The following is a 24088-nucleotide window of genomic DNA, read 5'->3' on the forward strand; positions in this document are numbered from 1 at the left end:
ACTTGGAGCGGGGTGGAACCCAATCTTGAAATCCTCCCCCGCCAGGGGGAGGTGGCTGGCCCTTGCCAGACGGAGGGGGCGGCAAGCGAAACGCGTGTTCCGTGTCCTCCCCCTCCGTCACCTTCGATGCCACCTCCCCTTGCGGGGAAGGAATTCGAGGGGAAGTCAGCTTTTGACCGCCACCGTCGCCACCACCACCGGGTCATCCCGAAGCTTCAGAAACAGCGCACCGCCCACCGGCTTCGGCACCATCAGCGAAACCCCGGTAAACCCCTCCGGCACCCGCACCGCATCCGCGAACCCCGCATTCGCCGCCACCGAATCGATCAGGAACAGGTCGCTTCCCGCCAGCGTACAGACGTCCTTGCACGTCACCCCAGCCAGCGCCGGCACGCGCACCAGGCTCGTCAACGGCACCCAGTCGCCCGCAACCCCGTCCTGCACCAGTCGCCATCGCAGCGGCCCGTGCGCGGACACCCCCAGCGCCTTGCCCGGCTCGACCGACACCACCGCGATCCGCTCGTCCTGCACGGTAAGCCCGCGACCCGACGCGACGCTCGTCGTCGGCCCACCGGCAACCGTACCGATCTCGACGCCGTCCCCCGCCGCGAACCGCGTCGTCCCCTCGGCACGCAACGAGAAGGTCAGCCGGGCGTCCTGCGCGATCGCCGTATCGCCGGCCAGCACGACGGGAAGCCCGGGGGAGGGGGGCGCCACCACGCTCTTGGCGATCAGTGTAGCCTTGGGCCGCGCCGCCGCGACGGTGAACTTCACCGACCGCTTCCGCCCGTCGGTCAGCGTGACAAGCGCGGTCTTCGCCTGCCCCGCCGTGAACGTCGGCGCCGTATCCGCGGTCAGCCCCAGCAGATCGCCCTTGTCCGCGCGCACTACGTCGCCCGGCTTGAACGCGACCCCGTCGACGGTCATCGACGCGACCAGATCGAGCCGGGTTCCCGCCAGTGTCCCCGCCGCATCGCCCGCATACAGCGTCAGGCCATCGATCCGCCCCGCCTCGGCGAGCGCGGTCAGCGCGATCTTCTCCGGCGCCTCGACCCCGTATTGCTTGACCAGCAACGTTAGTTTCCCCGGCGCGGTCTTCGCGAGCGGCAGCGTCAGTCCGATCCGGTCGCCATTCGTCGTCCACGCCAGCGGCACATCGCCCGAGGCTCCAACCAGCGTCACCGCCTCGACGCAGCTCGGCGTCGGTCCCGCCAACGCCACCGAATTGTCGCGCCCGACTACCAAATTCTCAGGATCGGTATCGACCATCGTCCACCCGCCGGCGCGCGGCACCTGCAAGCGGAACCGGGGTCCATCGAACGGCGTGAAGCCCCAGCGCCCGTGCAACGTCGCATCGGTCACCGAACTCAAGCCCGCGGTCTGCATGCCGACCTGATCGAGCACATAGCCGCCGCGTTCCGCATCGGCCTGCACCGGCAGTTCGACCACGCCCCCCTGCGGCGTCGTCACCCGCAAGCTCATGTCGTGTGCGAACTTGGTCGCATAGATCAGCGGCGCGCCCTCGACCGGCAGCACCAGATCGGGCTTTGCCGCACACACAAGCCGGTCCGCCTCCGCCCGCCGCATCGTCGGCGTCTGCGGTGCACCCGTCTCGATCACCGGCATCGCCACGACCATCACCGACTTCGGGCTGGCGAACGACGGCGCCGCGTTCAGCAGCAGTGCCAGCCGATCATCATGAGCCCGCGCCAGTGCCGGAATGTACCGGAACTGCGTCGTCTGGAACGCGCCGAAGATCTTCGCCAGATCGCGCACCACGCCGATATACGGACTGTAATAGCCAAGCCCGCCCTCCGGCGTCGCGCTCAGTTGCAGCGCCAGATCGGTCGGCGCCCCCACCAAGGTATCCGCCAGCGTCGAACTCTGCCCATCCGCCAGCACCAGCGAATCGCGGCTCTGCGTCAGACAGGAGGCTTGCAGGTCCGCCGCGAGATCAAGGCACTCCGCTTTCAGCTTGATCGCCAGGCTGCGTGAAAGCAGCGGCGAGACCGCCTCGATCCGCTCCGGCCGCGTCCGTTCCAGCGCATGGATCCCGTCGAGAAACGCATCGAGCCGCGCTCGATCGAGCGACGCTTGGTCGAGATCCTGCACCGCACGCACGAACGCCCCCGGCTGCTTGCGCACCGCCGACACGACAGCATCGAACCCGCCGCTCTCGGGCACCAGGAACACCACCAGTTGCCGCGCGCCCTCCGGTACCGTCAGCGCCAGCGCGTTCTTCTTCGCCTTCCACGTCTCGGCCTTGAAGAACCACGACTTCGGCGGCGGCTCGGTCGCGCCGCGCAGGAACGCCGCGACCAGCAGATAGCGCGCGCCGTCGTCCTTCTTGCCGACGGCCAGATCCGCCGCGATCGACACGCGGTCGCCGGTCGCAAGTCTTGGCACCTGCGCGATCGGCAACGTCGTCGTCCCATGCGTCACCCCGACGCGCAGGCTGGGCCCGGTCAGGTCGAACGGTGCCGGATCGGCGCGCGCAGCCAAGGGCACCAGCGCAGCAGCCAGCGCGCAGAACGGAAGACATCGAAGCATCATCACAGGCGATCTCGTCGTCGGAAGCATCACAGATGGCCTGAACCGGTGTCGAGAATAGGGCAAGGTAGACGAGCCGGTGCGACACGCGCGCACCCCTGCGATCCGGTCCGCTGCCGACGATGCGACGGCAATGGTAACCGCGAGAAGACCGGAGATATCGAGTTCGTGTCGGAAACGGTAGAGCGCTGCCGATATCCGGGAAGTTCAACGCCGGTCACGTTTCACCGCTGCCCAGGCGCGCCTCGTCGCATCGCGGGTTGCCGTCGGACGTCGTTCAGCCTCCCCCGCGCACAACGCCGCGACGACCGCGCGCAGGGGATTTTCGACGATGACGACCGATCGCGGGGCGCTTGCCGCCCTGCTCGCCACCATGATCTTGCCGGTTTCGGTAGCGAGCCCGGCGATGGCGCAGACCGAGCAGACCGCCCCGGTCCGTGGCCTGGAGGGGTTGGCGACACCCGCCCCGCAAACGGATGCAACGGTTCCAATCCCCGATGCGCCGAAAATCGTCCTGCCGACCGAGGCGGCGGCCCCCCGCCGCGCATCCCGCCCGCCCGCTGCGGAAAAGGCCGCCACCGACAAGGCCGCCACCGAACGCTCGGCTGCGCGCAACGAACCGGCAACACGCCCAACCCGCACCTCGACCGAGCCGACGCGCTCGCCCGCACCCACCGAGCCCGTACCGGTAGCGACGCCTGAGCCGGCATCGCCTCCACCGCCAGCCGCGACCTCGTCGACGAAGGCCGTCCCGCAGGCTGCCACCTCGCAACCCGCGCCGACGCCGACGCCGACGCCGGTCACGACACAGCCAACGGTATCCGTCCCCGAGACGGGCAGGGCGATGCCGCTCTGGCTTTCGCTCGCAGTGATCGTCGTTGTCCTGGCCGCGCTCTGGCTGCTCCGCCGCAAGCCTCGCAACCATCGGCGGGACGGCGTAGAGGCCGAAACCGTTGTCGAGCCCACAGGGGAACCGTCAGCACCCGAGCCTGCCACCGCTTCGGTCATCGCCCCCAGCGTCGCCGCAAACCCAGTCAGATCCGTCGAGCCAATAGCGGTGCCGGTCGCCGCCGCCTTCTCCGAGCCCGGAGCAGCAGCACCGAAATTTCTCGAACCTCGCGCAAAAGCACCGCCGCCGCCACAAGCCGCTCCCCGGGCGCGCGTCACCTGCGATCTTCGTCCGCTACGCGCCGGTCTCAACCTCCTGAGCGCCACGGTCGAGTGCGAGCTGGTCGTCACCAACACCGGCACCGTGCCCGCCGACGCGATCCGCACCGGTGTCGCGCTCCTCACCGCACATGCCGGTCAGGACACCGATCTCGCGCAGTTCACCGCCGCCCCGATCAGTCGTCCGGCGACGCCGCCGTTCGCGCTGGCACCCGGCGAGACCCGCACGATCCGCACCGTCGTCGCTATCGCCCGCGATGCGATCCGGACGATGACCGCCGCCAATCGGCCGATGTTCGTCCCCGTCGTCGCCACCAACATCCTCTATGCGACCGCCGGCGAAGACGCTCAAACCGCTCGAGCGTGGGTCGTCGGGATCGAACGCGTCGACTCCGCCAAGCTCGCCCCGTTCTGGTTGGACGCCCCTGCTCGCATGTTCACGACGGTCGCAGCCCGACCGCACGCGGCGACGTTCGAACGCTAGAGCGAAGGGTGGGGGCGAGATGTCGTTGGCCCCGCCTCATTCGTACTGAAGCTACCGGGTAGCGTCGCAAGAACGTATCGAGGGCTCCTATCGAAGCACGGGTTCTGCTGCGCAACGTCATTGCGTGAAAACCACGGGCCATAGCCAGACACGAAAAAGGGCGACCCCATCGCTGGGGCCGCCCTTTTTCTTAGCTGCGGCCAGCAGGGGCAAAGCCCCTGCTTCGTCGGTCGGTGCAGGCACCGCCGGCCGGCCTTGCGGGAGAGACGCTTCAGCGTGGCTGAAGCGTCTCTCCAGCTGCGGCTTACTTGACCTCGACGGTCGCGCCAGCTGCTTCGAGCTGAGCCTTGATCTTGGCTGCCTCGTCCTTCGACACGCCTTCCTTGACGGCCTTGGGAGCCGACTCGACCAGCGTCTTGGCTTCGGTCAGGCCGAGCGCGGTGATCGCACGGACTTCCTTGATGACGTTGATCTTCTTGCCACCGTCGCCGGTCAGGATGACGTCGAATTCGGTCTGCTCTTCTGCTGCAGGAGCAGCTGCGCCGCCGCCTGCTGCCGGTGCTGCGACCGCTGCTGCGGCCGAAACGCCCCACTTCTCTTCGAGCAGCTTCGAAAGCTCAGCTGCTTCGAGAACGGTCAGTTCGCTCAGGCTCTCAACGAGCGCGTTCAGGTCTGCCATGATAAATCTCCATCTCGGGGCTCGTGCCCCATCAGTTCAAAAAGGTAACGAAAGGCCTGCAAGATCAGGCGGCTTCCTTCTCCGCGTAGGCGGAAAGCACGCGCGCGAGCTGCGCTGCCGGAGCCTGCGTGATCGTTGCCAGCTTCGTGGCGGGTGCCACGATGAGGCCAACGATCTTGGCACGCAGTTCGTCCAGCGAGGGCAGCGTTGCGAGCGCCTTCACACCGTCGACGTCGAGGGTCGTCGCGCCCATCGCCCCACCCACGATTTCGAACTTGTCGTTCGTCTTCGCGAATTCCACGACCACCTTGGCGGCCGCGACGGGATCGATGGAGCTGGCCAGACCGACCGGACCCGTGAGCATGTCGCCCAGCGAGCTGTAGTCGGTGCCGTCCATTGCGATCTTGGCAAGCTTGTTCTTCGAGACCTTGTAGGTCGCGCCGGCGTCGCGCATCTTGTTCCGCAGCACAGTGGACTGTGCGACGGTCAGGCCGAGGTTGCGCGTGACAACGACGACGCCGACCTCGGAAAAGGTGCGGTTCAGCTCGGCTACGGCCGCGGTCTTTTGATCACGATCCATGCCATTCTCCACGTTTTACGAGTTCACCGCTTGCGCAGTGGACCCGGTTACTAACCGGAGGCGCAGACAAACCCGCGCTTCCGGGGTGTCTCATCGATGGGGCATGGGAGAGGGGCGGCGCGCAGATGGGCCGACAAAATCTCATTCCCCGTCTAGGTGGGAGATTAAGCACCGGCAAACCCGCTGCACCCACTGTCTCGGACGGAGTTCGACGAGCAAGCCCGCCGAACGAAGGTGCCGCTTAGCGGAATTGGCGGGGGAGTCAACGGATATGCGTGGCCTCGATCCGCGCTACCCGATGAGGCGGACAGTTTGCGCCGAAATGGTTGGGCACGTGCTTTGAAAGCACAGGTGCCGCCAAAACGGATACTGTATTTCTCCTCTGCAGACTTGATCAGTAGTATTGGTTGCCCTCCGAATATCCTCCTTCAGTGAAGTGAGAGTATATCGGTAGCTGGAGGTAGCGGACATGTTCGGACTGATACTCAAGCATTATCTGAACTACACGACGCAGGATCCCGTGCAAGTCGCGGTATTGGACAAGTTCGCGACATTGATGGGTATTGTTTCGGTCGATCCGTCATCCGCCGCTGCTTCATGGCCACGCGCCGATATCGTTCCTCTCGCGCGGCGTGATGTCGAGTCGCAATTCGGTGGCGGTACGCTCGACGCCTATGTCTGCACGTTGCGTACGACAGACTACCAAGCCGAGTTTCCGGCCGGCGGTGGGCGGTGAAAAAGGCATATCTTTTCGGGGTGCTCTCGCTGAGCGCGTGTGCGCATCCAGAGGATCGTCGCTGGGCGGCACTGGTTGCCAGCCCGATGGGTGCGAAGATACCGAGCCCGAAGGGGCCGGATGCCGAGCACCCGAAAGTGACGGTATACTCCTTCGCGATGCCGGTGGAAGCGCGGCCGTCGACGCGGTTGCGCGATCTCGCTGGGGAGGGACAAGCAGCGTATATCGCCCAGATGAGTGTCGCGGACGACGCGTCTACCCTGCGGAAGAAGCTGGCTGCGCCGATCGCCGGCGAGTGGGGCCTCGGACCGACTATTCTTCCGGCCTTTGATCGAACGCTCGTCGTGTCGGTGCAAAAGCCGCGCGATGCGGGTGTCGGCGACCGCCTGATATCGACGGTCGTGACGATCGTGCCCGTCGCGGATGCGTTCGAATTTGCCGGCTACACCGTCGTCGCGACCGACAACCAGGTTCAGGACATCGCGAAGCTCTCGACGACCAGCGACGCATCGCTCGACGTCAGCGTGGCGCCGCCGATCAAGGCGCTCGGCGATGTCGGCATAGCCGGCAAGGCATCGCGCAGCCACACGACGACCGCCGATATCGTCCAGCAATACGAGAAGCTGAACGTCGATATAGAGCCGAAGACGATGACGATCATCCGGGAAAGCGAGCGGGGCCTCGACGTCGTTGGCAACACGATCATCAATCTGACGATCGTTCCCAAGCAACCGGCAAACGGTGCGGTCGTCATGCAGGTCTTTCTTGCCGTCGGGCAGGACCTTGTTGCGAAGGGCGCGTTGCGCTCGGCCAAGACCGCATCGATCGATCTGGAAGATACCTATCTGTCGCAAAGATGCGCGCTGAAAGCGTCCGTCACGATGCGGTATCTCCTGCGGCACATCGTCTCCGGCAGCGAATATTACACCGAAGGCAAGCAGACGGTCGCGCTGATCAAGGACAAGACCGAGACCACCATCCATACGTTGATCCGCAAGGACGAAACCCAACCCCCCTTATGGCGGATCGTCGCGGCCAATGGCCACGGCCTCAGTGTGAAGCCGGTGTTGGGTACACCGCATATCCTGGTGTTCGACAATTACGCTTCGGCCCAGCAATTCGCCGGTTGGCTCGACCAAAATCGTGCAGGCAGGATCGGCAAGGACGGTGTGCTTTTGCAGGTCGATGCCGCCGCCATCACGTCCAAACCCAGCGTCATGCCCTATGCGGTGGAATGCGCGTAATCGTTCGTTCGCGATAGTGTCGTGCTCTCCGATCGGATGATTTCTTACGTGTCGGAAGAGGCGATGTGCATCGCGAACTCGCTTAATCGAGCGCCGTCCGAAGCTTCACGCAAAAGGGCCGGGATTGCTCCCGGCCCTTTCTGTCTCTAAGCGGCGGGACGGGAGTAAATCCCGTTCCCGTCTCTGGCATCGTCGGTCGCGGTTGCCCGCGCCGGCCGCGCTTTCGCCGTCTCGTGGCTAGCTTTCGCTAGCCACGTGCGGCTCAGGCGCCTGCAACCTCGGTCGTGTCGACCTTGATGCCTGCACCCATGGTCGACGAGATCGCGACCTTCTGGACGTACTTGCCCTTGGCGCCGGTCGGCTTGGCCTTGACCACCGCGTCGACCAGTGCGTCGAAGTTCGCGCGCAGGTCTTCCGCCGGGAACGACGCCTTGCCGATGCCCGAGTGGATGATCCCGGCCTTCTCGACGCGGTATTCGATCTGGCCGCCCTTGGCTGCCTGAACGGCGGCTGCGACGTTCATCGTCACCGTGCCGAGCTTCGGGTTCGGCATCAGGCCCTTCGGACCCAGCACCTTACCGAGGCGACCGACGATGCCCATCATGTCCGGGGTCGCGATGCAGCGATCGAAATCGATCGTGCCACCCTGGATGATTTCCATCAGGTCTTCGGCGCCGACGACGTCTGCGCCTGCTGCGAGGGCTTCCTCAGCCTTCGCGCCGCGGGCGAACACGCCGACGCGGACGGTCTTGCCGGTGCCCTTGGGCAGCGTGACGACGCCGCGGACCATCTGGTCTGCGTGACGCGGATCGACGCCCAGGTTCAGCGCGACTTCGATCGTCTCATCGAACTTCGACGTGGCGCCCGACCGTGCGAGACCGATGGCCTCGTCGATGCCGTGCAGCTTGACGAGGTCGACCGTGACGGCCTTCTGCTTCTTGCTCAGCTTAGCCATGATATCAGCCCTCCACCACTTCGAGGCCCATTGCGCGGGCGCTGCCTTCGATGATCTTCGTCGCAGCGTCGATATCGTTGGCGTTGAGGTCCTTCATCTTCGTCGTGGCGATCTCGCTCAGCTGCGAGCGCTTGATCGTGCCGGCGACGACCTTGCCCGGCTCCTTCGAACCCGACTTGAGACCGGCGGCCTCCTTGATCAGGTACGAGGCAGGCGGAGTCTTGGTCTCGAACGAGAACGAGCGATCCGCATAGACCGTGATGACGGTCGGGATCGGCATGCCCTTCTTCAGTTCGCTCGTGCCGGCGTTGAACGCCTTGCAGAACTCCATGATGTTCACGCCGCGCTGACCCAGCGCAGGCCCGATCGGCGGCGCGGGCTTTGCCTCGCCTGCAGGGACCTGCAGCTTGATGTATCCGGTAATCTTTTTAGCCATGTCACTCTCTTTATGTGAGCCTAGCGGTGATGGCGGCCGTCTCGCGACAGCCTCCCGCAAATTCCATCAATGAAGGTGGAAGCCGGCGCGCATAGCGTAAAAGCGCGAACGCGGCAACATGAGTCCGCGGGTCGTATCGGCCCGGTATCGGAAGGGGTATCGGCTGCCGCAGTTAGGCTGGTGCCGGCGGTGCGGCCTATTCGAACACGTCGACCGGCCAGGCGATCTGCCTCGCCGCTGCGTAGCACGCTGCGCGCGACGGATAGCCGTCCGAATAGCTGATGAGAGTGCCGTTCTCGTGAAACAGCAGCCACGCCCAGTCACCGGTCAGCACGGGGGGAGGCTTGAGGTCGAGCTCGTCGACCTTGCGGATTTCCAGTTTCATGACGAGTGTTTCCGGTCGTCGAAGATCGGTGTCGGAAGGCAGCGCCGTGTTGCCGGTGGATTTTGCGAGGGCGCGGCCGAACCGACCGTCAGGCGGCATGGTGCGACGTGATCGATTGGTACGGTACGGGCTTGCCCCAGTAGAAGCCCTGGCCGCAATCGGCGCCCAGCAGTTCGGCCAGTCCGAGATCCTGTTCGGTCTCGATGCCTTCGATCACGGTTCCGATGTGCCTGCTCCTGCAATAATCGATGATCTCCTTCAGCAGCGACCTGGGGAATTCGCCTTTGCTGCATTTCCGGAAGATTTTGCGGTCGATCTTCACTTCCGAGACGGGCAGGTCGGCGATGCGATCGAAATTGGTCGCCCCCTTGCCGAAATCGTCGAGCGAGATCGGCACCCCCATCCGCCGCAGTTCGTGCATGTTGTCGAGCAGGTTGCCGTCGAGTCCCGAATAGGTGATCTCGGTCAGCTCGATCCCGATCATCCCGGTGGCGACCTGATGTCGTCGCAGCAGGATCGGGATCGCCGCGATGAAGTCGGGATGGGCGAGAACCGCGGCGCTGCAATTGGCCGCGATGGGTACCGGCCGTCCGTCCTTCGTCAGCGCACCCAGCAGTCGCGCCGCCGCTTCTACCGCGAGCAACGTCGCGGCGATCTCCAGCGACAAGATCGTCGATGGCGCGAATATGTGTTCGGGGTTGAGCGACGGACGGTTCCGCAGCCTGGTCAGCGTTTCATATCCCGCGACGCTGCCGGTGCGCAGGTCGCGCTTGACGTGGAACTCATGCGTCAGGTTGGGGAGCAGCCGGCCCTGCTGGATCAGCCACGACAGGAAATGCCGATCGCCCGTGTCGCCGTCGTGATCGTGGCGGACGATCCCGGGCAGTCGATCGGCGATGCTCTGCGCGGTGTAGGGCGCATCGAGCGTATCGACATGCGCGATGTCCGACTGCTCCGCCGCGACCATCGCATCCTGGAAATGAAACCCGGCCCGCAGCACGGTAAGTGCTCCGTCGTAATGATGTTCGTCGAGCAACGCGATGATCGCGTGCCGGTTGGCGATCGATACGTCCGGATTGACGATGACGAGGTCCGGCTGGAACGCGACCCCGGCTCTTTCCTCGCTTGCCATGCCGATCCACGCGACCTTGTGGCCCATCGCTTCGAGCTGGCGATGGACGATGTTGCAGCGCTCGCCCTCATGGTCGAGAAATAGAATCCGATGTCCGAAAGAGATCGGAGTCGAACGAGGCTCTTCCTGCGGCAGTTCTCGTCTCATGATGTTTGTCGATTGCATCGATCACTTTCCACCGGCGAAGTTTTTCACGAGAACGCGTACGGGCCAAAACGGCACGATGCTTTCGCTCGGCAAGAGTATCGGCAACGGCAATTTTGGTGGTCGCTATCACTACATTGGCGATAGCCTGAGAAGGGGCTGAGCCACAGAAGTTAGCGAAATGTAAACCGACCTGGTTAACGCTGGATAGAGGTTAACGCGGTATCGGGGCCAAGCCACGGTCACCCCGCGTAACTATATGAAAACATTCAAGTGCAACCTATGTTTGGTCGCTAAAATCAATATTTTACAATTAAATATTTCCGAGTGTTACAGGGTGAATTCGCTCCGGACGTGCCTCCCGAGTTCTGCAAAGGACCTATCCGAAGCAGTCCGCAGACCAATGGCATCACCCAACGAGGCCGAGCTCGCGAATCAGCTTTGCGACGGTCCGACGGGATCTGATCGTCACGCATGCGCCACCGGGTCTCGCCGGACAGCGCCGGACCTGCGAAAAGCGTGCGTAATCGCCACGGGTCATCGCGCATTCGGCCCCGATCGACCCGCGGTGCAGGAACCCGCAAGGTATTGAAGAGGTTTCACAGCCATGGCCCGTTGGGCCGTTTTCCGGGAGAACTACAACAATGACTGACTTTTCCGACCTCGTGGATGGCTATCAGCGGTTTCACACGTCTGATTGGCGTCGCGAGCGTGAGCGCTGGACGCAGCTTGCAGGCGAGCAAAAGCCCCGCGTGATGGTGATCGCCTGCTCGGACAGCCGGGTCGAGCCTGCACAGATTTTCGATACCTTGCCCGGCGAGATCTTCGTCGTCCGCAACGTTGCCGCGCTGGTCCCGCCCTGCGAGTCGGGCGATGGCGGCTATCACGGCGTTTCGGCCGCGGTCGAATTCGCGGTGACGCAGCTCAAGGTCGAGGAAATCGTCGTCCTTGGTCACGGCAGCTGCGGTGGCTGCAAGGCGTCGCTCGCGCGTACCTTCGAGAAGACCGAAGACGGCGCGGACGGTCGCTTCATCGGCGATTGGGTCGGCCTGCTCGACGACGCACGCGACAAGGTCGAGAGCGAGTATGACGATCTCACCAGCCGCGAGGCCTATCGTGCGATGGAGCAGGAAGGCGTGAAGACGTCGATCCGCAACCTCCGCACCTTCCCGTTCGTCCGCAAGGCTGAGGAAGCAGGCGAGCTCAAGATCCAGGGCGCGGTCTTCGCGATCGACGACGGATCGCTCGTCGTGCTCGACGAGTCCGGCAAGTTCGAGGCTGCCAAGCCACGCATGTAATGCGGTGATCCATAGAAAAGCGGCGCGATCATCACGGTCGCGCCGCTTTTTTCATGCCCGCAAGGTCGGGATCCATCCCACGAAATTCTCGAGTGCCGACGCAGCGCTCCGGTCAGGCACCGCCGCCAGGCCAAGATGTCCAGCCACTGCACAACCCGCTGCATCATCGGTCACGCTCATCCTGCACGATGCCATCCTGCACGAGGCGAAGAACCGGCCTTGCAATGTAAGATATCCAGGCAGACCCCCGCGCAATGGCGCGCACTTCAACCCCCGACGTGTTCACCCGACGCCAGGCCGCGCAGAACGCCGCGTTCCTCGCCAGCCTTCGCCGCACCGGCAACGCGCGAGAAGCCGCCCGCGCGCTCGGCTATAACCGTTCCACCTTCACCAAGCGCCGCGCCGTCCACCCCGCTTTCGCCGCAAAATGGGAAGCCGCGCTGGCACTAGCATCCGCAGCCCTGAACCTCCCCTCCCGCCTGCGGGAGGGGTCGGGGGAGGGGAGTGCCAAGAACGCCGCCGTCCCAACCGGATTCCCCACCACGACAAGAACCGCCAACGGCCGCCTCCAGCTCCGTCGCCCCACCGCCAACCGCCTCGACCACGCCGCCGAGCAAGCCTTCCTCGCGGCGCTCTCCGCCACCGCCAACATCCGCCTCTCGGCCGCCGCCGCCGGGTTCAGCCACTCCGCCTTCTACGCCCGCCGCAAGGCCAGCCCCGCCTTCGCCCGCGAGATGCGTCTGGCATTGGCGGCGGGCTACGAAACCGTCGAGTCCGCGCTGATCGCCGGCTCGCTACCCGGCTCGCACGACCACGACGAATGGCGCCACAACGCTCCCCCACCGATCCCGCCGATGACCGCGGACCAGGCGCTTCAGCTTCTCCACCTGCACAACCGGACGGTCCACCTCCAGCAGGAGCCACCGCACATCAAACGCCGCCGCGGCGAGTCGTCCGAAGCGCACAGCTACCGCCTGTCGGCGATGTACGAAGCCCGCCAGGCCCTGGATCGCGAAGCCTTCGACATCGCCGAAGCCGCCCGCCGCGAACGCGGCGAACCCACGCTCATGAACCCCGATCCCCCAAGACTCCCGGCGCTCGATCAGGTCACCGGCTGGAGCAAGGCCGACCCGACGAAGGTATCGCACCACCCGGACACGGCGCTGTTCGGCGGCTGGCAACTGGAGGATTGGGACGACTGAACGCGTCCATTCTCGACCTAATTTATCCATCCCGAGCAGGTCTTTCCGGGTTAGCATCGCCCCGATCGGATGGGGGCATCCGATGATACCGGGGGGATCATGTTCAAATCATACCGTACGCTGCTCGCGGTGCTGTTCGCGTCGCTGACGCTTGTCACGACCGCCCACGCGCAGGAAAAGACCGGCATCAAACCAGGTTTCTCCTTGAAGCCCGGCACCGCGCGGATCGTCCTCATGCGGCCGTCGATCCGGGTCGGCGCGCAGTCGACCGGCGGCATGTACGAGCCGAACGCCGACTGGACCGACCAGGCGAAGGAGAACATCGCCACCGCGCTTGCCAAGGCGCAGACCGGCCTAGGCAACAGTGTCGTCGGGTATGTCGAGCCGGTCGGTGTGGGTTCGGCCAAGGTCGCGGAGTACCAGGAACTGTTCGGCGCGGTCGCGTCGTCGGTGATCGAGTATCAGTTCTTCAAGGGCAACCGGCTGCCGACCAAGAAGCGCAAGGACCAGTTCGAATGGGGGCTCGGCCCCGACGTTCGAACGCTCCCCGGTCTGGAGGCGGCCGACTACGCATTGTTCATCACCACCGAGGATCATTTCGGTTCGACCGGCCGGAAGGTGCTGCAGCTTTTCGCGGCGATGGCGCGCGTCCCAGTCACGGCAGGCGTTCACACAGGATACGCCGGACTCGTCGACCTGCGGACAGGCGAATTGGTCTGGTTGAATGCAGACAGGCAGATGGGCGGCGATGTCCGTGATGCCGAAGGCGCCGACAAGCGCGTGCGTCAGTTGTTGGAGGGCTTCCCGGGAAAGCCAGCCGAAGCTCCAGTCGCCATCACTGCTGTTGCAGCCGCTCCCGCCGTAGCTGCGGCGCACTGACATGCGGATACCTATGGTCGGGCTTCTGCTCGCCACCGCGATCGGTACGTCCGCGCTCGCCGCGGACAAGCGCCCGCCGTTACCGACGTACACACAGGCCTATACGCCAACGACGGTCGACGAACGTGGGATATGGATGCAATCCGACGAGCAGGAACGGACCTGGCGTGAATCGCGCTCGCTAATTCGTGACGTCTCGTTGAACGCTTACGTAAGAGGGGTGTTGTGCCGAACTGTCGGGGATGATCGCTGCAAATCGGTTAGGCTCTACATTGACGAAGTCCCTGAATTTAACGCCTTTATGACGCCTAATGGTGCGATGGTTGTTTGGTCCGGACTCTTGCTGCGTGTTCGAAATGAGGCCGAGCTTGGATCAGTTCTTGGGCACGAATTCGGCCATTTCGAACTCCGCCATTCACTGCTACGTTTTCAGAATCGGCGTAGCGGTACTGACCTAATGGCATGGGCGTCTGTTCTCATCCGTAATAGCGGCGACATTCGCTATGCCGCGCAGGGACAGATGTTCTCCTTTACGCGCGATCAGGAGCGCGAGGCCGACATGACGGGCTTCCAGTATCTTGCCCGCTCGCAATATCCGTCGTCGGCTGCCGCGGATGTCTGGGACCACATGATGGGCGAGGCCGACGCGACGGTGATCGGCCGCAAGGGTAAGTCACAACACCAATACGTCGCAGGCTTTTTTGCCACCCACCCGACCGATCTTATGCGCGCTACGTATCTGCGCGCCGCGTCGATCGAGGCGCACGACGTCAAGCCTCCTGTCGTCGACACGCATCAGGCGGCGATGGCGAAATGGCTGCCGATCTTCCTCAACGACCAGATCAAGCTCAACGACTTTGGTGGCAGCGAATATCTGCTCGCCTACCTCGCCGAGGGTGGCGGCTGGACGACGCCGCTGCTGTGCGCGCGCGGCGATCTCTATCGCGAGCGCGGCAATCCCCGCGACCTCGTCAGTGCCGCGCAATTTTACCAGGAGGCAGTCGGCAAGGGCGACGCGCCGCCCGAGGCGTATCGCGGGCTCGGGCTGGCGTTGCTTCGCAGCCAGCAGGTTGCCGAGGGCCAGGCCGCGCTCGCGACGTATCTCCGCCTCAAGCCGGCCGCGACCGACGCCGCGCTCATCGCCACGCTGATCTCGTAAGGAGGACGACCATGTCCAAGAAACTCGCCCTGCTCGCCGCGGTCGCAACGCTCGCGTGCGCAGCCCCCGTCGCGGCCGGCAACAAGCTCATCCCCGCCGGCCAGCGCATCGCCGTCGCCAAGTCGGCGATGACGGTGCAGCCGGGGGCGGAGTGGAACAAGCTCTCGGAGCGCCCCGGTCGCAATGCCGAAACCTGGACGCAGGACGGTGACGAACTGAACGATCTGAGCTTCTATGGCGGCATCGAGTCCGGCCGGCCGCTGTTCCGCGAGGTCGACAAGAAGAACAAGCCGTTGCCGAAGGTCTCGGCGACGATGCTGATCACCGATATCCCGGTGCTGCTCGAAAACAGCTATCGGATCGCGCGCGACGCGTCGTCGATGGCGATCGACACGATCGCGCCGATCCAGTTCGCCGGCAACAAGGGCGTGCGTTTCACCTACACCTTCTCGAAACAGAACGAGACTCTGCAACGGCGCGGTGAAGCACGCGGCGCGGTGGTCGGCGGCAAGCTGTATCTGGTGACGTACGAGGCGCCGAGCTTGTTTTACTACGACCGTAGCGCGGCGGCTGCTCGGGCGGTGGCGGACAGCGTGCGGTTTTAAGGTAGTTGTCCCGACCGGACATAGGCACGGTCTAGGGCAATCACTACGGCGGCCTTGTTCTCCCGCGAAGGCGGGAGCCCAGTCTGGATCCCCGCCTTCGCGGGGAAACAAGCCTTACGTGTCGACACGAATTAAACGGTAACGCGACGCGGGAGTAAATCCCGCGTCGTCGGCCGAGCCTTCGGCCCGCCGGCCGGGCTGGCGGCGTCTCGGGATCAGCCAGCGCTGATCCCGAGCGGCTTGGCCTTACTTGCTTCTTTCGACCTGCTCGAACTCGAGCTCGACAGGCGTCGCACGCCCGAAGATCGACACCGAAACCTTGACGCGGCTGCGGTCGAAGTCGAGTTCTTCCACAAGCCCGTTGAAGGTCGCGAACGGGCCGTCGAGGACCTTGACCTGATCGCCGATCTCGTAGTCGACCTTGACCTTCTGCTTGGGCGCAGCGGCGGCTTCTTCCTTGCTGTTCAGCATCCGCGTGGCTTCCGCCTCGCTGATCGCCTGCGGCTTGCCCATGCTGCCGAGGAAGCCGGTGACCTTCGGCGTGTTCTTCACCAGGTGATACACGTCGTCGTTCATGTTCAGCTTGGCGAGCACGTAGCCCGGCATGAACTTGCGCTCGACCGCGATCTTCTTGCCGCGACGGGCTTCGGTGGTGGTTTCGGTCGGGACTTCGATCTGCTCGACGAGCTGCTCGAGACCCATCCGGGTCGCCTCGGCCATGATCGAGTCGCGGACCTTGCCCTCGAAGCCCGAATAGGCGTGAATGATGTACCAGCGCGCCATGACGGAACCTTGCTTACTGAGCGAGTTTGAGGAGGGCGGAGACGATCGCTTGCAGGATCGAGTCGACGCCCAGGAAGAACAGCGCGAGGATCGTCGTCATGATCACCACCATCACGCCGGTCATGACCGTCTCGCGACGCGTCGGCCACGTGACCTTCGCGGTCTCGTTGCGGACCTGCTGGATGAATTCGAGGGGGGACGTCTTCGCCACGATGTTCTTCGAACCCGCTGATTGAGAAACTGAGATGCGAGGCATAGACCCACTAGCCGCTCCCTGTGAAGAGCCGCGGCGGCAGGTCCGTCCTCGCTGTCGGAAGCGCGGCAGATAGCTTCCACCCGTGGTGAAAGCAAGTGCGCGGCAGGAGAGGGGCGGGCGCCATGCGGAAAGCAGCACGGCGGTGGCCGGGAGAAGTGGCGGGGGAGAGTGCTTGAGTCACTCGATCCCCCGCACGATCGTCTTGCCGGTGCCGGTTTGACCGGCGGCTCCGCTCCCACGGTTTCTATTTATCGTTCGGCTTGACGACGGCACCCGAGGTGTACGCCGAACGCAGACGAAAAAAAAGGCCGGTACAAGACCGGCCGTAAAAGTTTTTAGGAGAGGATGCCTGAAAGGCCTGAGTGTTGTGCATCGCAGCAGATGATTTCTCAAGTGCGCAATATGCATCAAGGAATGCAATTTCTGCAATCGCGATGGGCGCACGAAAGCGGCGAGTGCAATCGCCGCGATTTTTCCGGAAATTTAAAGGGGGTGGCAGGAGTGCTCGGATTCGAACCGAGGGCCTTCGGTTTTGGAGACCGACGCTCTAACCAACTGAGCTACACTCCTACACGGACGCGCCCCTTACCCAGCGTTTTCGCGAAGGGCAAGCGTCTCGCGTGCAATTCGTCTCGCGAGCATCCCTGCAACCGTCATCGTAAGGATGATGCGTTGCACGGTGCATGGTTTGCCCGTTAACCTTAAGCCGTCTCGTTGGATGTAGGAAAGCGTAATCGTATGAAGGCGGGATTGATGATGCTGGCGCTGCCGGCCGCGGCGCTGCTCGTGGGGGCGGTGCCAGTACCGCAGGTGCCGGACCTCGGGCCGCAGCTCGAACGCTTCACCTACCCGTGGCCGGTCCAGACGATGGAAGTCGATATCGTCGGCACGCCTGCGCAGATGGCGTTTATGGATATCGCGCCGCAGCGCCCCAATGGCCGCACGGTCGTCCTTCTCCACGGCAAGAACTTCTGCGGCGCGACCTGGGGCAGCACGGCGCGCGCGCTGAGCGAGGTCGGCTACCGGGTGATCGTTCCCGACCAGATCGGCTTCTGCAAATCGTCCAAGCCCCGCGCGGCGCAGTATAGCTTCGAGATGCTCGCGACGTTCACCAAGCGGTTGCTCGAATCGCGCGGCATCACGCGGGCGACGATCGTCGGGCACTCGATGGGCGGCATGCTCGCGATGCGGTACGCCATTCTCTACCCGGCATCGGTCGAGAAGCTGGTGCTCGTCAATCCGCTCGGCCTGAAGGATCGCGGCGAGGAGGGCGTGCCCTATACCGACGTCGACACGCTGTGGGCGAACGAGAAGAAGACGAGCTACGCGTCGATCAAGGCGTATCAGCTCGAAAACTATTATCACGGCGTGTGGAAGCCGTCCTATGATCGCTGGGTCTGGATGCAAGCGGGCATGTACCAGGGGGCAGGGCGCGACTCCGTTGCGCTCGCGCAGGCCAAGACCAGCGAGATGATCAAGACTCAGCCGGTCGCGCACGAGCTGTACCGGATCACGCCGTCGACGACGCTGATCATAGGCACGCTAGACAAGACCGCGTTCGGGCGTGCGCAGGCGCCAGCGAACTTGCGCAAGTTTCTCGAGCCTGTGCCGATGGTCGCGCCGCGGGCGGTGAAGCAGATGCCGAATGCGAGCCTGGTTATGCTCGATGGGCTGGGTCACTCGCCGCAGGTCGAGGACCCCGCGCGATTCGAGAAGGCGCTGCTTGCGGTGCTCGGGACCCGACCACGGTAGAGGAGCTGCGATCCTCCCCCGCCAGGGGGGGGGGTGGCTGGCCCTTGCCAGACGGAGGGGGAGGAAGGGGTAACGATCGTTACGTGTTCCTCTCTCTCCGTTACCTGCGGTGCCACCTCCCCCTAGCGGGGGAGGATTAGAAGGGGGTCGGCGGTCTCGCGTGAGCAATTGTCTCCGCCCACGAAACCAATCACCTACCCGCGCCCAAACCGATTCCGCCCCGTTGACCCGAGCCCCGTCCTGACCTATAGGCGCGGCCTGTTCTTCGGGAGTGTTTCCCGCCGGGCATGCTTGAACATTGCTGGATGCATTCCAGGACCTGAGGGGCGCTCCCGCGTTCCTATGGTCCTTTTTGTATTCTCAGGCGCCTCATGGCTCCAGCAAAGTAACCACTTGAAAGGTGAAGGCTTCAATGCCGACGATCAACCAGCTGGTCCGCAAGGGCCGCGATCCGCAGAAGGCCAAGTCGAAGGTCCCTGCGATGGAAGCAAATCCGCAGAAGCGTGGCGTTTGCACGCGCGTCTACACGACGACCCCGAAGAAGCCGAACTCGGCTCTGCGCAAGGTGGCCAAGGTTCGCCTGACCAACCAGCGCGAAGTCATCAGCTACATCCCGGGCGAGGGCCACAATCTTCAGGAGCATTCGGTTGTCCTGATCCGTGGCGGTCGTGTCCGCGATCTTCCCGGTGTTCGCTATCACGTCCTGCGCGGCGTGCTCGATACACAGGGTGTGAAGGACCGGCGTCAGTCGCGTTCCAAGTACGGCGCCAAGCGTCCGAAGTAAGCCGGTCAGGTATCTGATCATCAAGGCTGAAGTTTAGAAGGAATACAAAATGGCACGTCGTCGTCGTCCCGAAAAGCGGGTCATCCTGCCTGATCCCAAGTTCGGGGATGAGGTTCTGTCGAAGTTCATGAACAGCGTCATGCTGGACGGCAAGAAGTCCGTCGCAGAGCTGATCGTGTACGGTGCATTCGAAACCGTCGAGCAGCGCGCCAAGCGTGACCCGATCGGCGTTTTCCACGATGCGCTGAACAACGTGAAGCCGGGCATCGAAGTCCGTTCGCGCCGCGTCGGTGGTGCAACGTACCAGGTGCCGGTCGAGGTTCGCCCCGAGCGTGCACAGGCGCTGGCGATTCGCTGGCTGATCGGTGCGGCGCGTTCGCGCAGCGAGAACACGATGGCCGCACGGCTGTCGGGTGAGCTGATGGATGCCGCCAACAACCGTGGCAACGCGGTCAAGAAGCGTGAAGATACGCACCGGATGGCGGAAGCCAACCGTGCATTCTCGCACTACCGCTGGTAACAGCGGGCTTCCTGCCGCTGGTAACAGCGGGCTTTGAAGCCTAGCATTGCTATCCGTGTGACGGGCGGTCTTTCGTCTGTCACGCAAACACCTATATATTGGGGAGCCGGCACGTTCGGCTCCCCATATCCTTAAGGAAGCACGATCATGGCCCGCAGCCATCCGCTCGACCGTTACCGCAACATCGGCATCATGGCGCACATCGACGCCGGTAAGACGACGACGACCGAGCGCATCCTCTATTACACCGGCAAGTCCTACAAGATCGGCGAAGTGCACGAAGGCACCGCGACGATGGATTGGATGGAGCAGGAGCAGGAGCGCGGGATCACGATCACGTCGGCTGCGACCACCTGCAAGTGGCGCGCCGAAGAAGGTAAGGGCGAAGAGCACCTTATCAACATCATCGACACGCCTGGCCACGTCGACTTCACGATCGAAGTCGAGCGTTCGCTCCGCGTGCTCGATGGCGCGGTCGCATGCTTCGACGGCGTTGCCGGCGTCGAGCCGCAGTCCGAGACCGTGTGGCGTCAGGCCGACAAGTACGGCGTGCCGCGCATGTGCTTCGTCAACAAGCTCGACCGCACCGGCGCTGATTTCTACTTCTGCGTGAACTCGATCATCGATCGTCTCGGTGCGCGTCCGGCCGTGCTGTATCTTCCGATCGGCATGGAAGGCGGCTTCAAGGGCCTCGTCGATCTCGTCGAGAACCGCGCGATCATCTGGCTCGAAGAGAGCCTCGGCGCGAAGTTCGAATATGCCGAGATCCCTGAGGATCTGGTCGAGAAGGCCGCGAAGTATCGCAGCGAGCTGATCGAGATGGCCGTCGAGCAGGACGATGCCCTCATGGAGGCCTATCTCGAAGGTAACGAGCCGAGCGTCGCCGACCTCAAGAAGCTGATCCGCAAGGGTACGCTGAGCATGGCGTTCGTCCCCGTCGTTTGCGGTTCGGCGTTCAAGAACAAGGGCGTTCAGCCCCTGCTCGACGCCGTGGTCGACTATCTGCCTTCGCCGCTCGACGTTCCCGCGATCCAGGGTCTGAAGCTCGACGGCGTGACGCCGGACGAGCGTCCTTCGTCGGACGACGTTCCGTTCTCGGCACTGGCGTTCAAGATCATGAACGATCCGTTCGTCGGTACGCTGACCTTCGCCCGCATCTACTCGGGCAAGCTGGAGACCGCATCGCAGGTCACCAACTCGGTCAAGGACAAGAAGGAAAAGGTCGGCCGCATGCTGCTTATGCATGCGAACAGCCGTGAGGACATCCAAGAGGCTTTCGCTGGCGACATCGTCGCTCTCGCGGGTCTCAAGGATACCACGACCGGTGACACGCTCTGCGCGATGAACGCACCGATCATTCTCGAGCGGATGGAATTCCCCGAGCCCGTGATCGAGCTGTCGGTGGAGCCGAAGACCAAGGCCGACCAGGAGAAGATGGGCGTCGCGCTCAATCGTCTCGCACGCGAGGATCCTTCGTTCCGTGTGTCGTCGGACCCCGAGTCGGGCCAGACCATCATCAAGGGTATGGGCGAGCTCCATCTCGAGATCCTGGTCGATCGCATGAAGCGTGAGTTCAAGGTCGAGGCGAACGTCGGCGCTCCTCAGGTCGCATATCGCGAGTATCTGAAGAAGCCGGTCGACGTCGACTACACGCACAAGAAGCAGTCGGGTGGTACCGGCCAGTTCGGTCGCGTGAAGGTCAAGGTCACGCCGGGCGAGCGCGGTTCGGGCATCACGTTCAAGGACGAGATCAAGGGCGGCAACATTCCGAAGGAATATCTGCCTGCGATCGAGAAGGGCTTCCGCGAAACCGCCGCTTCGGGTTCGCTGGTCGGCTTCCCGATCATCGATTTCGAGATCGTGCTGTATGACGGCGCGTATCACGACGTCGACTCGTCGGCACTGGCGTTCGAAATCTGTGCACGTGGCGCGATGCGCGAAGTCGCACAGAAGTCGGGCATCACGCTGCTCGAGCCGGTCATGAAGGTCGAGGTCGTCACCCCGGAGGATTATCTGGGCGACGTCATCGGCGACATGAACAGCCGTCGTGGTCAGATCCAGGGCACCGACAGCCGCGGCAACGCGCAGACGGTCGAGGCGATGGTCCCGCTGGCGAACATGTTCGGCTACGTGAACTCGCTCCGCTCGTTCACGCAGGGTCGTGCGCAGTACTCGATGCAGTTCTCGCACTATGACGAAGTGCCGCAGAACGTTGCTGACGAGGTGAAGGCTAAGCTGGCGTAAGCCCGAGGCGCACCGAGCCGGGTTTTCCTGGCTCGGAGACGCCGAAAGGCCGGCTGGCTTCGGTCAGCGACCGAAGTTCGACGACGCGGAATTTACCTCCGCGTCGGCCTCTCCCCAAGCAGGGGCTGGCGCAACGCTTTAACAGCCGCTATTGGGCCGCGTTCGCGCGGTTCCCGGGGTGGCACCGGAATACGAATCAGAAGGTAGGAAACAATGGCCAAGGCAAAATTTGAGCGGAACAAGCCGCATCTCAACATCGGCACCATCGGTCACGTCGATCATGGCAAGACGTCGCTCACCGCTGCGATCACGAAGGTTCTGGCAGAGACGACCGGCGGTACCGCCGTCGACTTCGCCAACATCGACAAGGCTCCCGAGGAGCGTGAGCGCGGCATCACGATCTCGACCGCACACGTCGAGTACGAGACGGCCAACCGTCACTACGCGCACGTCGATTGCCCGGGCCACGCCGATTATGTGAAGAACATGATCACCGGCGCAGCCCAGATGGACGGCGCGATCCTCGTCGTTTCGGCGACCGATGGCCCGATGCCACAGACCCGTGAGCACATCCTGCTCGCACGCCAGGTCGGCGTGCCTGCCATGGTAGTGTTCATGAACAAGGTCGATCTGGTCGACGACGAGGAAATCCTCGAGCTGGTCGAGATGGAAATCCGCGAGCTGCTCAGCTCGTACGACTTCCCGGGCGACGACATCCCCGTCATCAAGGGTTCGGCTACCTGCGCACTGTCGGGTTCGAACCAGAAGCTCGGCGCCGACGCCGTCACCGAGCTGATGCAGGCTGTCGACGACTACATCCCGCAGCCAGAGCGTCCGCTCGACAAGCCGTTCATGATGCCGATCGAGGACGTGTTCTCGATCTCGGGTCGTGGTACGGTCGTCACCGGCCGCGTCGAGACCGGCATCGTCAAGGTTGGTGAGGAAGTCGAGATCGTCGGCATCCACCCGACCGTCCGCAAGACCACGGTCACGGGCGTCGAGATGTTCCGCAAGCTGCTCGATCAGGGCCAGGCTGGCGATAACGTCGGCGCACTGATCCGCGGCGTCGCACGCGACGAAGTCGAGCGTGGCCAGGTGCTCTGCAAGCCAGGCACGATCAAGCCGCACACCGACTTCAACTCGGAAGTGTACGTGCTGTCGAAGGAAGAGGGTGGCCGTCACACGCCGTTCTTCGCCAACTACCGCCCGCAGTTCTACTTCCGTACGACGGACGTGACCGGCACCGTCGAGCTGCCTGAGGGCACCGAGATGGTCATGCCAGGCGACAACGTGTCGCTCGGCATCAAGCTGATCGCACCGATCGCCATGGACGTGGGCCAGCGCTTCACGATCCGCGAAGGCGGCCGTACCGTCGGTGCAGGCGTCGTGAGCCAGATCGACAAGTAAGCGTCACCTCCTTCTGGAGTTGATCGAAGAGCCCGGCTTCTCGCGAGAGAGGCCGGGCTTTTTCGTGTTTGGGGAAGGAGGGTGAAAGTTAGTTCGGCAAGCTTGTCGAGGTGGTCCGCTTGCGCCCACAACCAGACATTAAGCTTCCCGTTACGGGAGGTGAAACAAACGGGGGCGTCGAGTGGACCTTTTAGGAAAAAGCACTGCGCTAGCGGCCATCATTGCGCTATCGCCGGGCTGCTCGCCCAAATGGCCCTCCGAGCGTTTTCCCCCTGAACTGGAGGTAAAGCGGACACTGTTCGTGGGCGGTCAGGGAGGGCTTCGAGAAACCTGCGAGGCCATGATCGTCGAGATTACGGACAGGTCTGCTAGCCGCACGTTCCGACTGAGAACGTCTAAGAATGGGATCAAGGCAGTGCTGCCCGCTGACTGGAAGAGCACACCTATAGCTGCCGGTGAAGAGCCGGCGTTCTACGAGGGCGCGTTCGGCGGCTGCAACAATAGCGGCGGCGTACCGCTTGGAGATCTGCCGGGTTGGCTGAAGCGCCCGGGCGCCTTCTACAAGGTTATCAACGGCGGCGAAGGCGTTGCGATCATCGTCCCACGAAGCAAGTTGGCCGGCTTTTATTACGTTGGCTGACGAGGAAGGGGCAACGTCCGCTTCCTCTCTCCAACTCATCCATCCAGCTTTTGGCTCAATCCTCCCC

Annotated in this window: 23 protein-coding genes and 1 tRNA gene; 14 read left to right on the forward strand and 10 right to left on the reverse strand. The window is 63.6% G+C overall.

Translation table 11 applies throughout. The annotated features are described in order from the left end of the window. Positions 1–165 precede the first annotated feature (165 nt). Complete coding sequence (locus tag IFR23_RS00640) at positions 166–2553, reverse strand: hypothetical protein (RefSeq protein ID WP_244655377.1); 2388 nt, start codon at positions 2551–2553, stop codon at positions 166–168. 328 nt (positions 2554–2881) lie between these two features. Between IFR23_RS00640 and IFR23_RS00645 the strand changes: the two genes are divergently transcribed. After that, positions 2882–4201, forward strand: coding sequence for a hypothetical protein (locus IFR23_RS00645; protein ID WP_192974310.1), 1320 nt, complete (start codon positions 2882–2884; stop codon positions 4199–4201). A 304-nt stretch (positions 4202–4505) separates the two neighbouring features. Here IFR23_RS00645 and rplL read toward each other — a convergent pair whose 3' ends face one another. Together rplL and rplJ are read right to left on the reverse strand one after the other, a co-directional pair. Then, positions 4506–4880, reverse strand: coding sequence for a 50S ribosomal protein L7/L12 (gene rplL, locus IFR23_RS00650; protein WP_056047577.1), 375 nt, complete (start codon positions 4878–4880; stop codon positions 4506–4508). Positions 4881–4944: 64 nt separating this feature from the next. Then, the gene (rplJ, locus tag IFR23_RS00655; protein ID WP_055879768.1) at positions 4945–5460 is read right to left on the reverse strand and encodes a 50S ribosomal protein L10; all 516 of its coding nucleotides are present in this window, start codon (positions 5458–5460) and stop codon (positions 4945–4947) included. A 469-nt stretch (positions 5461–5929) separates the two neighbouring features. Here rplJ and IFR23_RS00660 point away from each other — a divergent pair, with 469 nt between their 5' ends. Both IFR23_RS00660 and IFR23_RS00665 read left to right on the forward strand, forming a co-directional pair. Further along, positions 5930–6196, forward strand: coding sequence for a hypothetical protein (locus IFR23_RS00660; protein WP_192974311.1), 267 nt, complete (start codon positions 5930–5932; stop codon positions 6194–6196). Further along, positions 6193–7440, forward strand: coding sequence for a hypothetical protein (locus IFR23_RS00665; RefSeq protein ID WP_192974312.1), 1248 nt, complete (start codon positions 6193–6195; stop codon positions 7438–7440). The genes IFR23_RS00660 and IFR23_RS00665 overlap by 4 nt, the downstream gene beginning before the upstream one ends. Before the next feature lie 262 nt (positions 7441–7702). Here the strand turns inward: IFR23_RS00665 and rplA are convergent, their stop codons facing one another. From rplA to IFR23_RS00685, 4 genes are all read right to left on the reverse strand, one after another. Further along, positions 7703–8395 carry a 50S ribosomal protein L1 gene (gene rplA / locus IFR23_RS00670; protein ID WP_056047582.1) on the reverse strand — a complete coding sequence of 231 codons (693 nt, stop codon included), beginning with the start codon at positions 8393–8395 and terminating at the stop codon, positions 7703–7705. 4 nt (positions 8396–8399) lie between these two features. Next, the gene (gene rplK / locus IFR23_RS00675; RefSeq protein ID WP_056047586.1) at positions 8400–8831 is read right to left on the reverse strand and encodes a 50S ribosomal protein L11; all 432 of its coding nucleotides are present in this window, start codon (positions 8829–8831) and stop codon (positions 8400–8402) included. A 196-nt stretch (positions 8832–9027) separates the two neighbouring features. Further along, positions 9028–9216: a DUF1508 domain-containing protein gene (locus IFR23_RS00680; RefSeq protein ID WP_192145324.1), complete on the reverse strand. Its 189-nt coding sequence runs from the start codon at positions 9214–9216 to the stop codon at positions 9028–9030. A gap of 88 nt (positions 9217–9304) precedes the next feature. Beyond that, complete coding sequence (locus IFR23_RS00685; protein WP_192974313.1) at positions 9305–10495, reverse strand: EAL domain-containing protein; 1191 nt, start codon at positions 10493–10495, stop codon at positions 9305–9307. Between the two features lie 641 nt (positions 10496–11136). Here IFR23_RS00685 and IFR23_RS00690 point away from each other — a divergent pair. The 5 genes from IFR23_RS00690 (at position 11137) to IFR23_RS00710 (ending at position 15635) form a co-directional block, all read left to right on the forward strand. Next, positions 11137–11790 carry a carbonic anhydrase gene (locus IFR23_RS00690; protein WP_107961644.1) on the forward strand — a complete coding sequence of 218 codons (654 nt, stop codon included), beginning with the start codon at positions 11137–11139 and terminating at the stop codon, positions 11788–11790. A gap of 254 nt (positions 11791–12044) precedes the next feature. Next, positions 12045–12992 (forward strand): hypothetical protein, encoded by a 948-nt coding sequence (locus tag IFR23_RS00695; RefSeq protein ID WP_192974314.1) that lies wholly within the window; start codon positions 12045–12047, stop codon positions 12990–12992. 99 nt (positions 12993–13091) lie between these two features. Then, complete coding sequence (locus IFR23_RS00700; RefSeq protein ID WP_192974315.1) at positions 13092–13871, forward strand: hypothetical protein; 780 nt, start codon at positions 13092–13094, stop codon at positions 13869–13871. 13 nt (positions 13872–13884) lie between these two features. Further along, positions 13885–15030 carry a M48 family metallopeptidase gene (locus tag IFR23_RS00705; protein WP_244655378.1) on the forward strand — a complete coding sequence of 382 codons (1146 nt, stop codon included), beginning with the start codon at positions 13885–13887 and terminating at the stop codon, positions 15028–15030. Between the two features lie 11 nt (positions 15031–15041). Continuing rightward, the gene (locus tag IFR23_RS00710; RefSeq protein ID WP_192974317.1) at positions 15042–15635 is read left to right on the forward strand and encodes a hypothetical protein; all 594 of its coding nucleotides are present in this window, start codon (positions 15042–15044) and stop codon (positions 15633–15635) included. A gap of 246 nt (positions 15636–15881) precedes the next feature. Here IFR23_RS00710 and nusG read toward each other — a convergent pair whose 3' ends face one another. The 3 genes from nusG to IFR23_RS00725 all read right to left on the reverse strand — a co-directional run bounded on the left by nusG (position 15882) and on the right by IFR23_RS00725 (position 17244). Then, positions 15882–16418 carry a transcription termination/antitermination protein NusG gene (gene nusG / locus IFR23_RS00715; protein ID WP_055872668.1) on the reverse strand — a complete coding sequence of 179 codons (537 nt, stop codon included), beginning with the start codon at positions 16416–16418 and terminating at the stop codon, positions 15882–15884. 13 nt (positions 16419–16431) lie between these two features. Further along, a complete protein-coding gene (secE, locus tag IFR23_RS00720; RefSeq protein ID WP_056047594.1) occupies positions 16432–16629 on the reverse strand; it encodes a preprotein translocase subunit SecE in 198 nt (65 codons plus the stop codon). Between the two features lie 538 nt (positions 16630–17167). Beyond that, a tRNA-Trp gene (locus IFR23_RS00725) sits at positions 17168–17244 on the reverse strand. Positions 17245–17412: 168 nt separating this feature from the next. Here IFR23_RS00725 and IFR23_RS00730 point away from each other — a divergent pair. The 6 genes from IFR23_RS00730 (at position 17413) to IFR23_RS00755 (ending at position 24021) form a co-directional block, all read left to right on the forward strand. Then, positions 17413–18426 (forward strand): alpha/beta fold hydrolase, encoded by a 1014-nt coding sequence (locus IFR23_RS00730; protein ID WP_192974318.1) that lies wholly within the window; start codon positions 17413–17415, stop codon positions 18424–18426. A gap of 412 nt (positions 18427–18838) precedes the next feature. Beyond that, complete coding sequence (rpsL, locus tag IFR23_RS00735; protein ID WP_010164594.1) at positions 18839–19210, forward strand: 30S ribosomal protein S12; 372 nt, start codon at positions 18839–18841, stop codon at positions 19208–19210. A 49-nt stretch (positions 19211–19259) separates the two neighbouring features. Beyond that, on the forward strand, positions 19260–19730 hold the full coding sequence (gene rpsG, locus IFR23_RS00740) for a 30S ribosomal protein S7 (RefSeq protein WP_055872660.1): 471 nt from the start codon (positions 19260–19262) through the stop codon (positions 19728–19730). Between the two features lie 147 nt (positions 19731–19877). Next, on the forward strand, positions 19878–21974 hold the full coding sequence (fusA, locus tag IFR23_RS00745) for an elongation factor G (protein ID WP_056047600.1): 2097 nt from the start codon (positions 19878–19880) through the stop codon (positions 21972–21974). A gap of 213 nt (positions 21975–22187) precedes the next feature. Then, complete coding sequence (tuf, locus tag IFR23_RS00750) at positions 22188–23381, forward strand: elongation factor Tu (protein WP_031393767.1); 1194 nt, start codon at positions 22188–22190, stop codon at positions 23379–23381. Positions 23382–23721: 340 nt separating this feature from the next. Continuing rightward, positions 23722–24021 (forward strand): hypothetical protein, encoded by a 300-nt coding sequence (locus IFR23_RS00755; protein ID WP_192145312.1) that lies wholly within the window; start codon positions 23722–23724, stop codon positions 24019–24021. Positions 24022–24088 lie beyond the last annotated feature (67 nt).

Origin of the sequence: Sphingomonas sp. CFBP 13603 (assembly GCF_014892665.1) — a bacterium.
Classification (GTDB): Bacteria; Pseudomonadota; Alphaproteobacteria; order Sphingomonadales; family Sphingomonadaceae; genus Sphingomonas.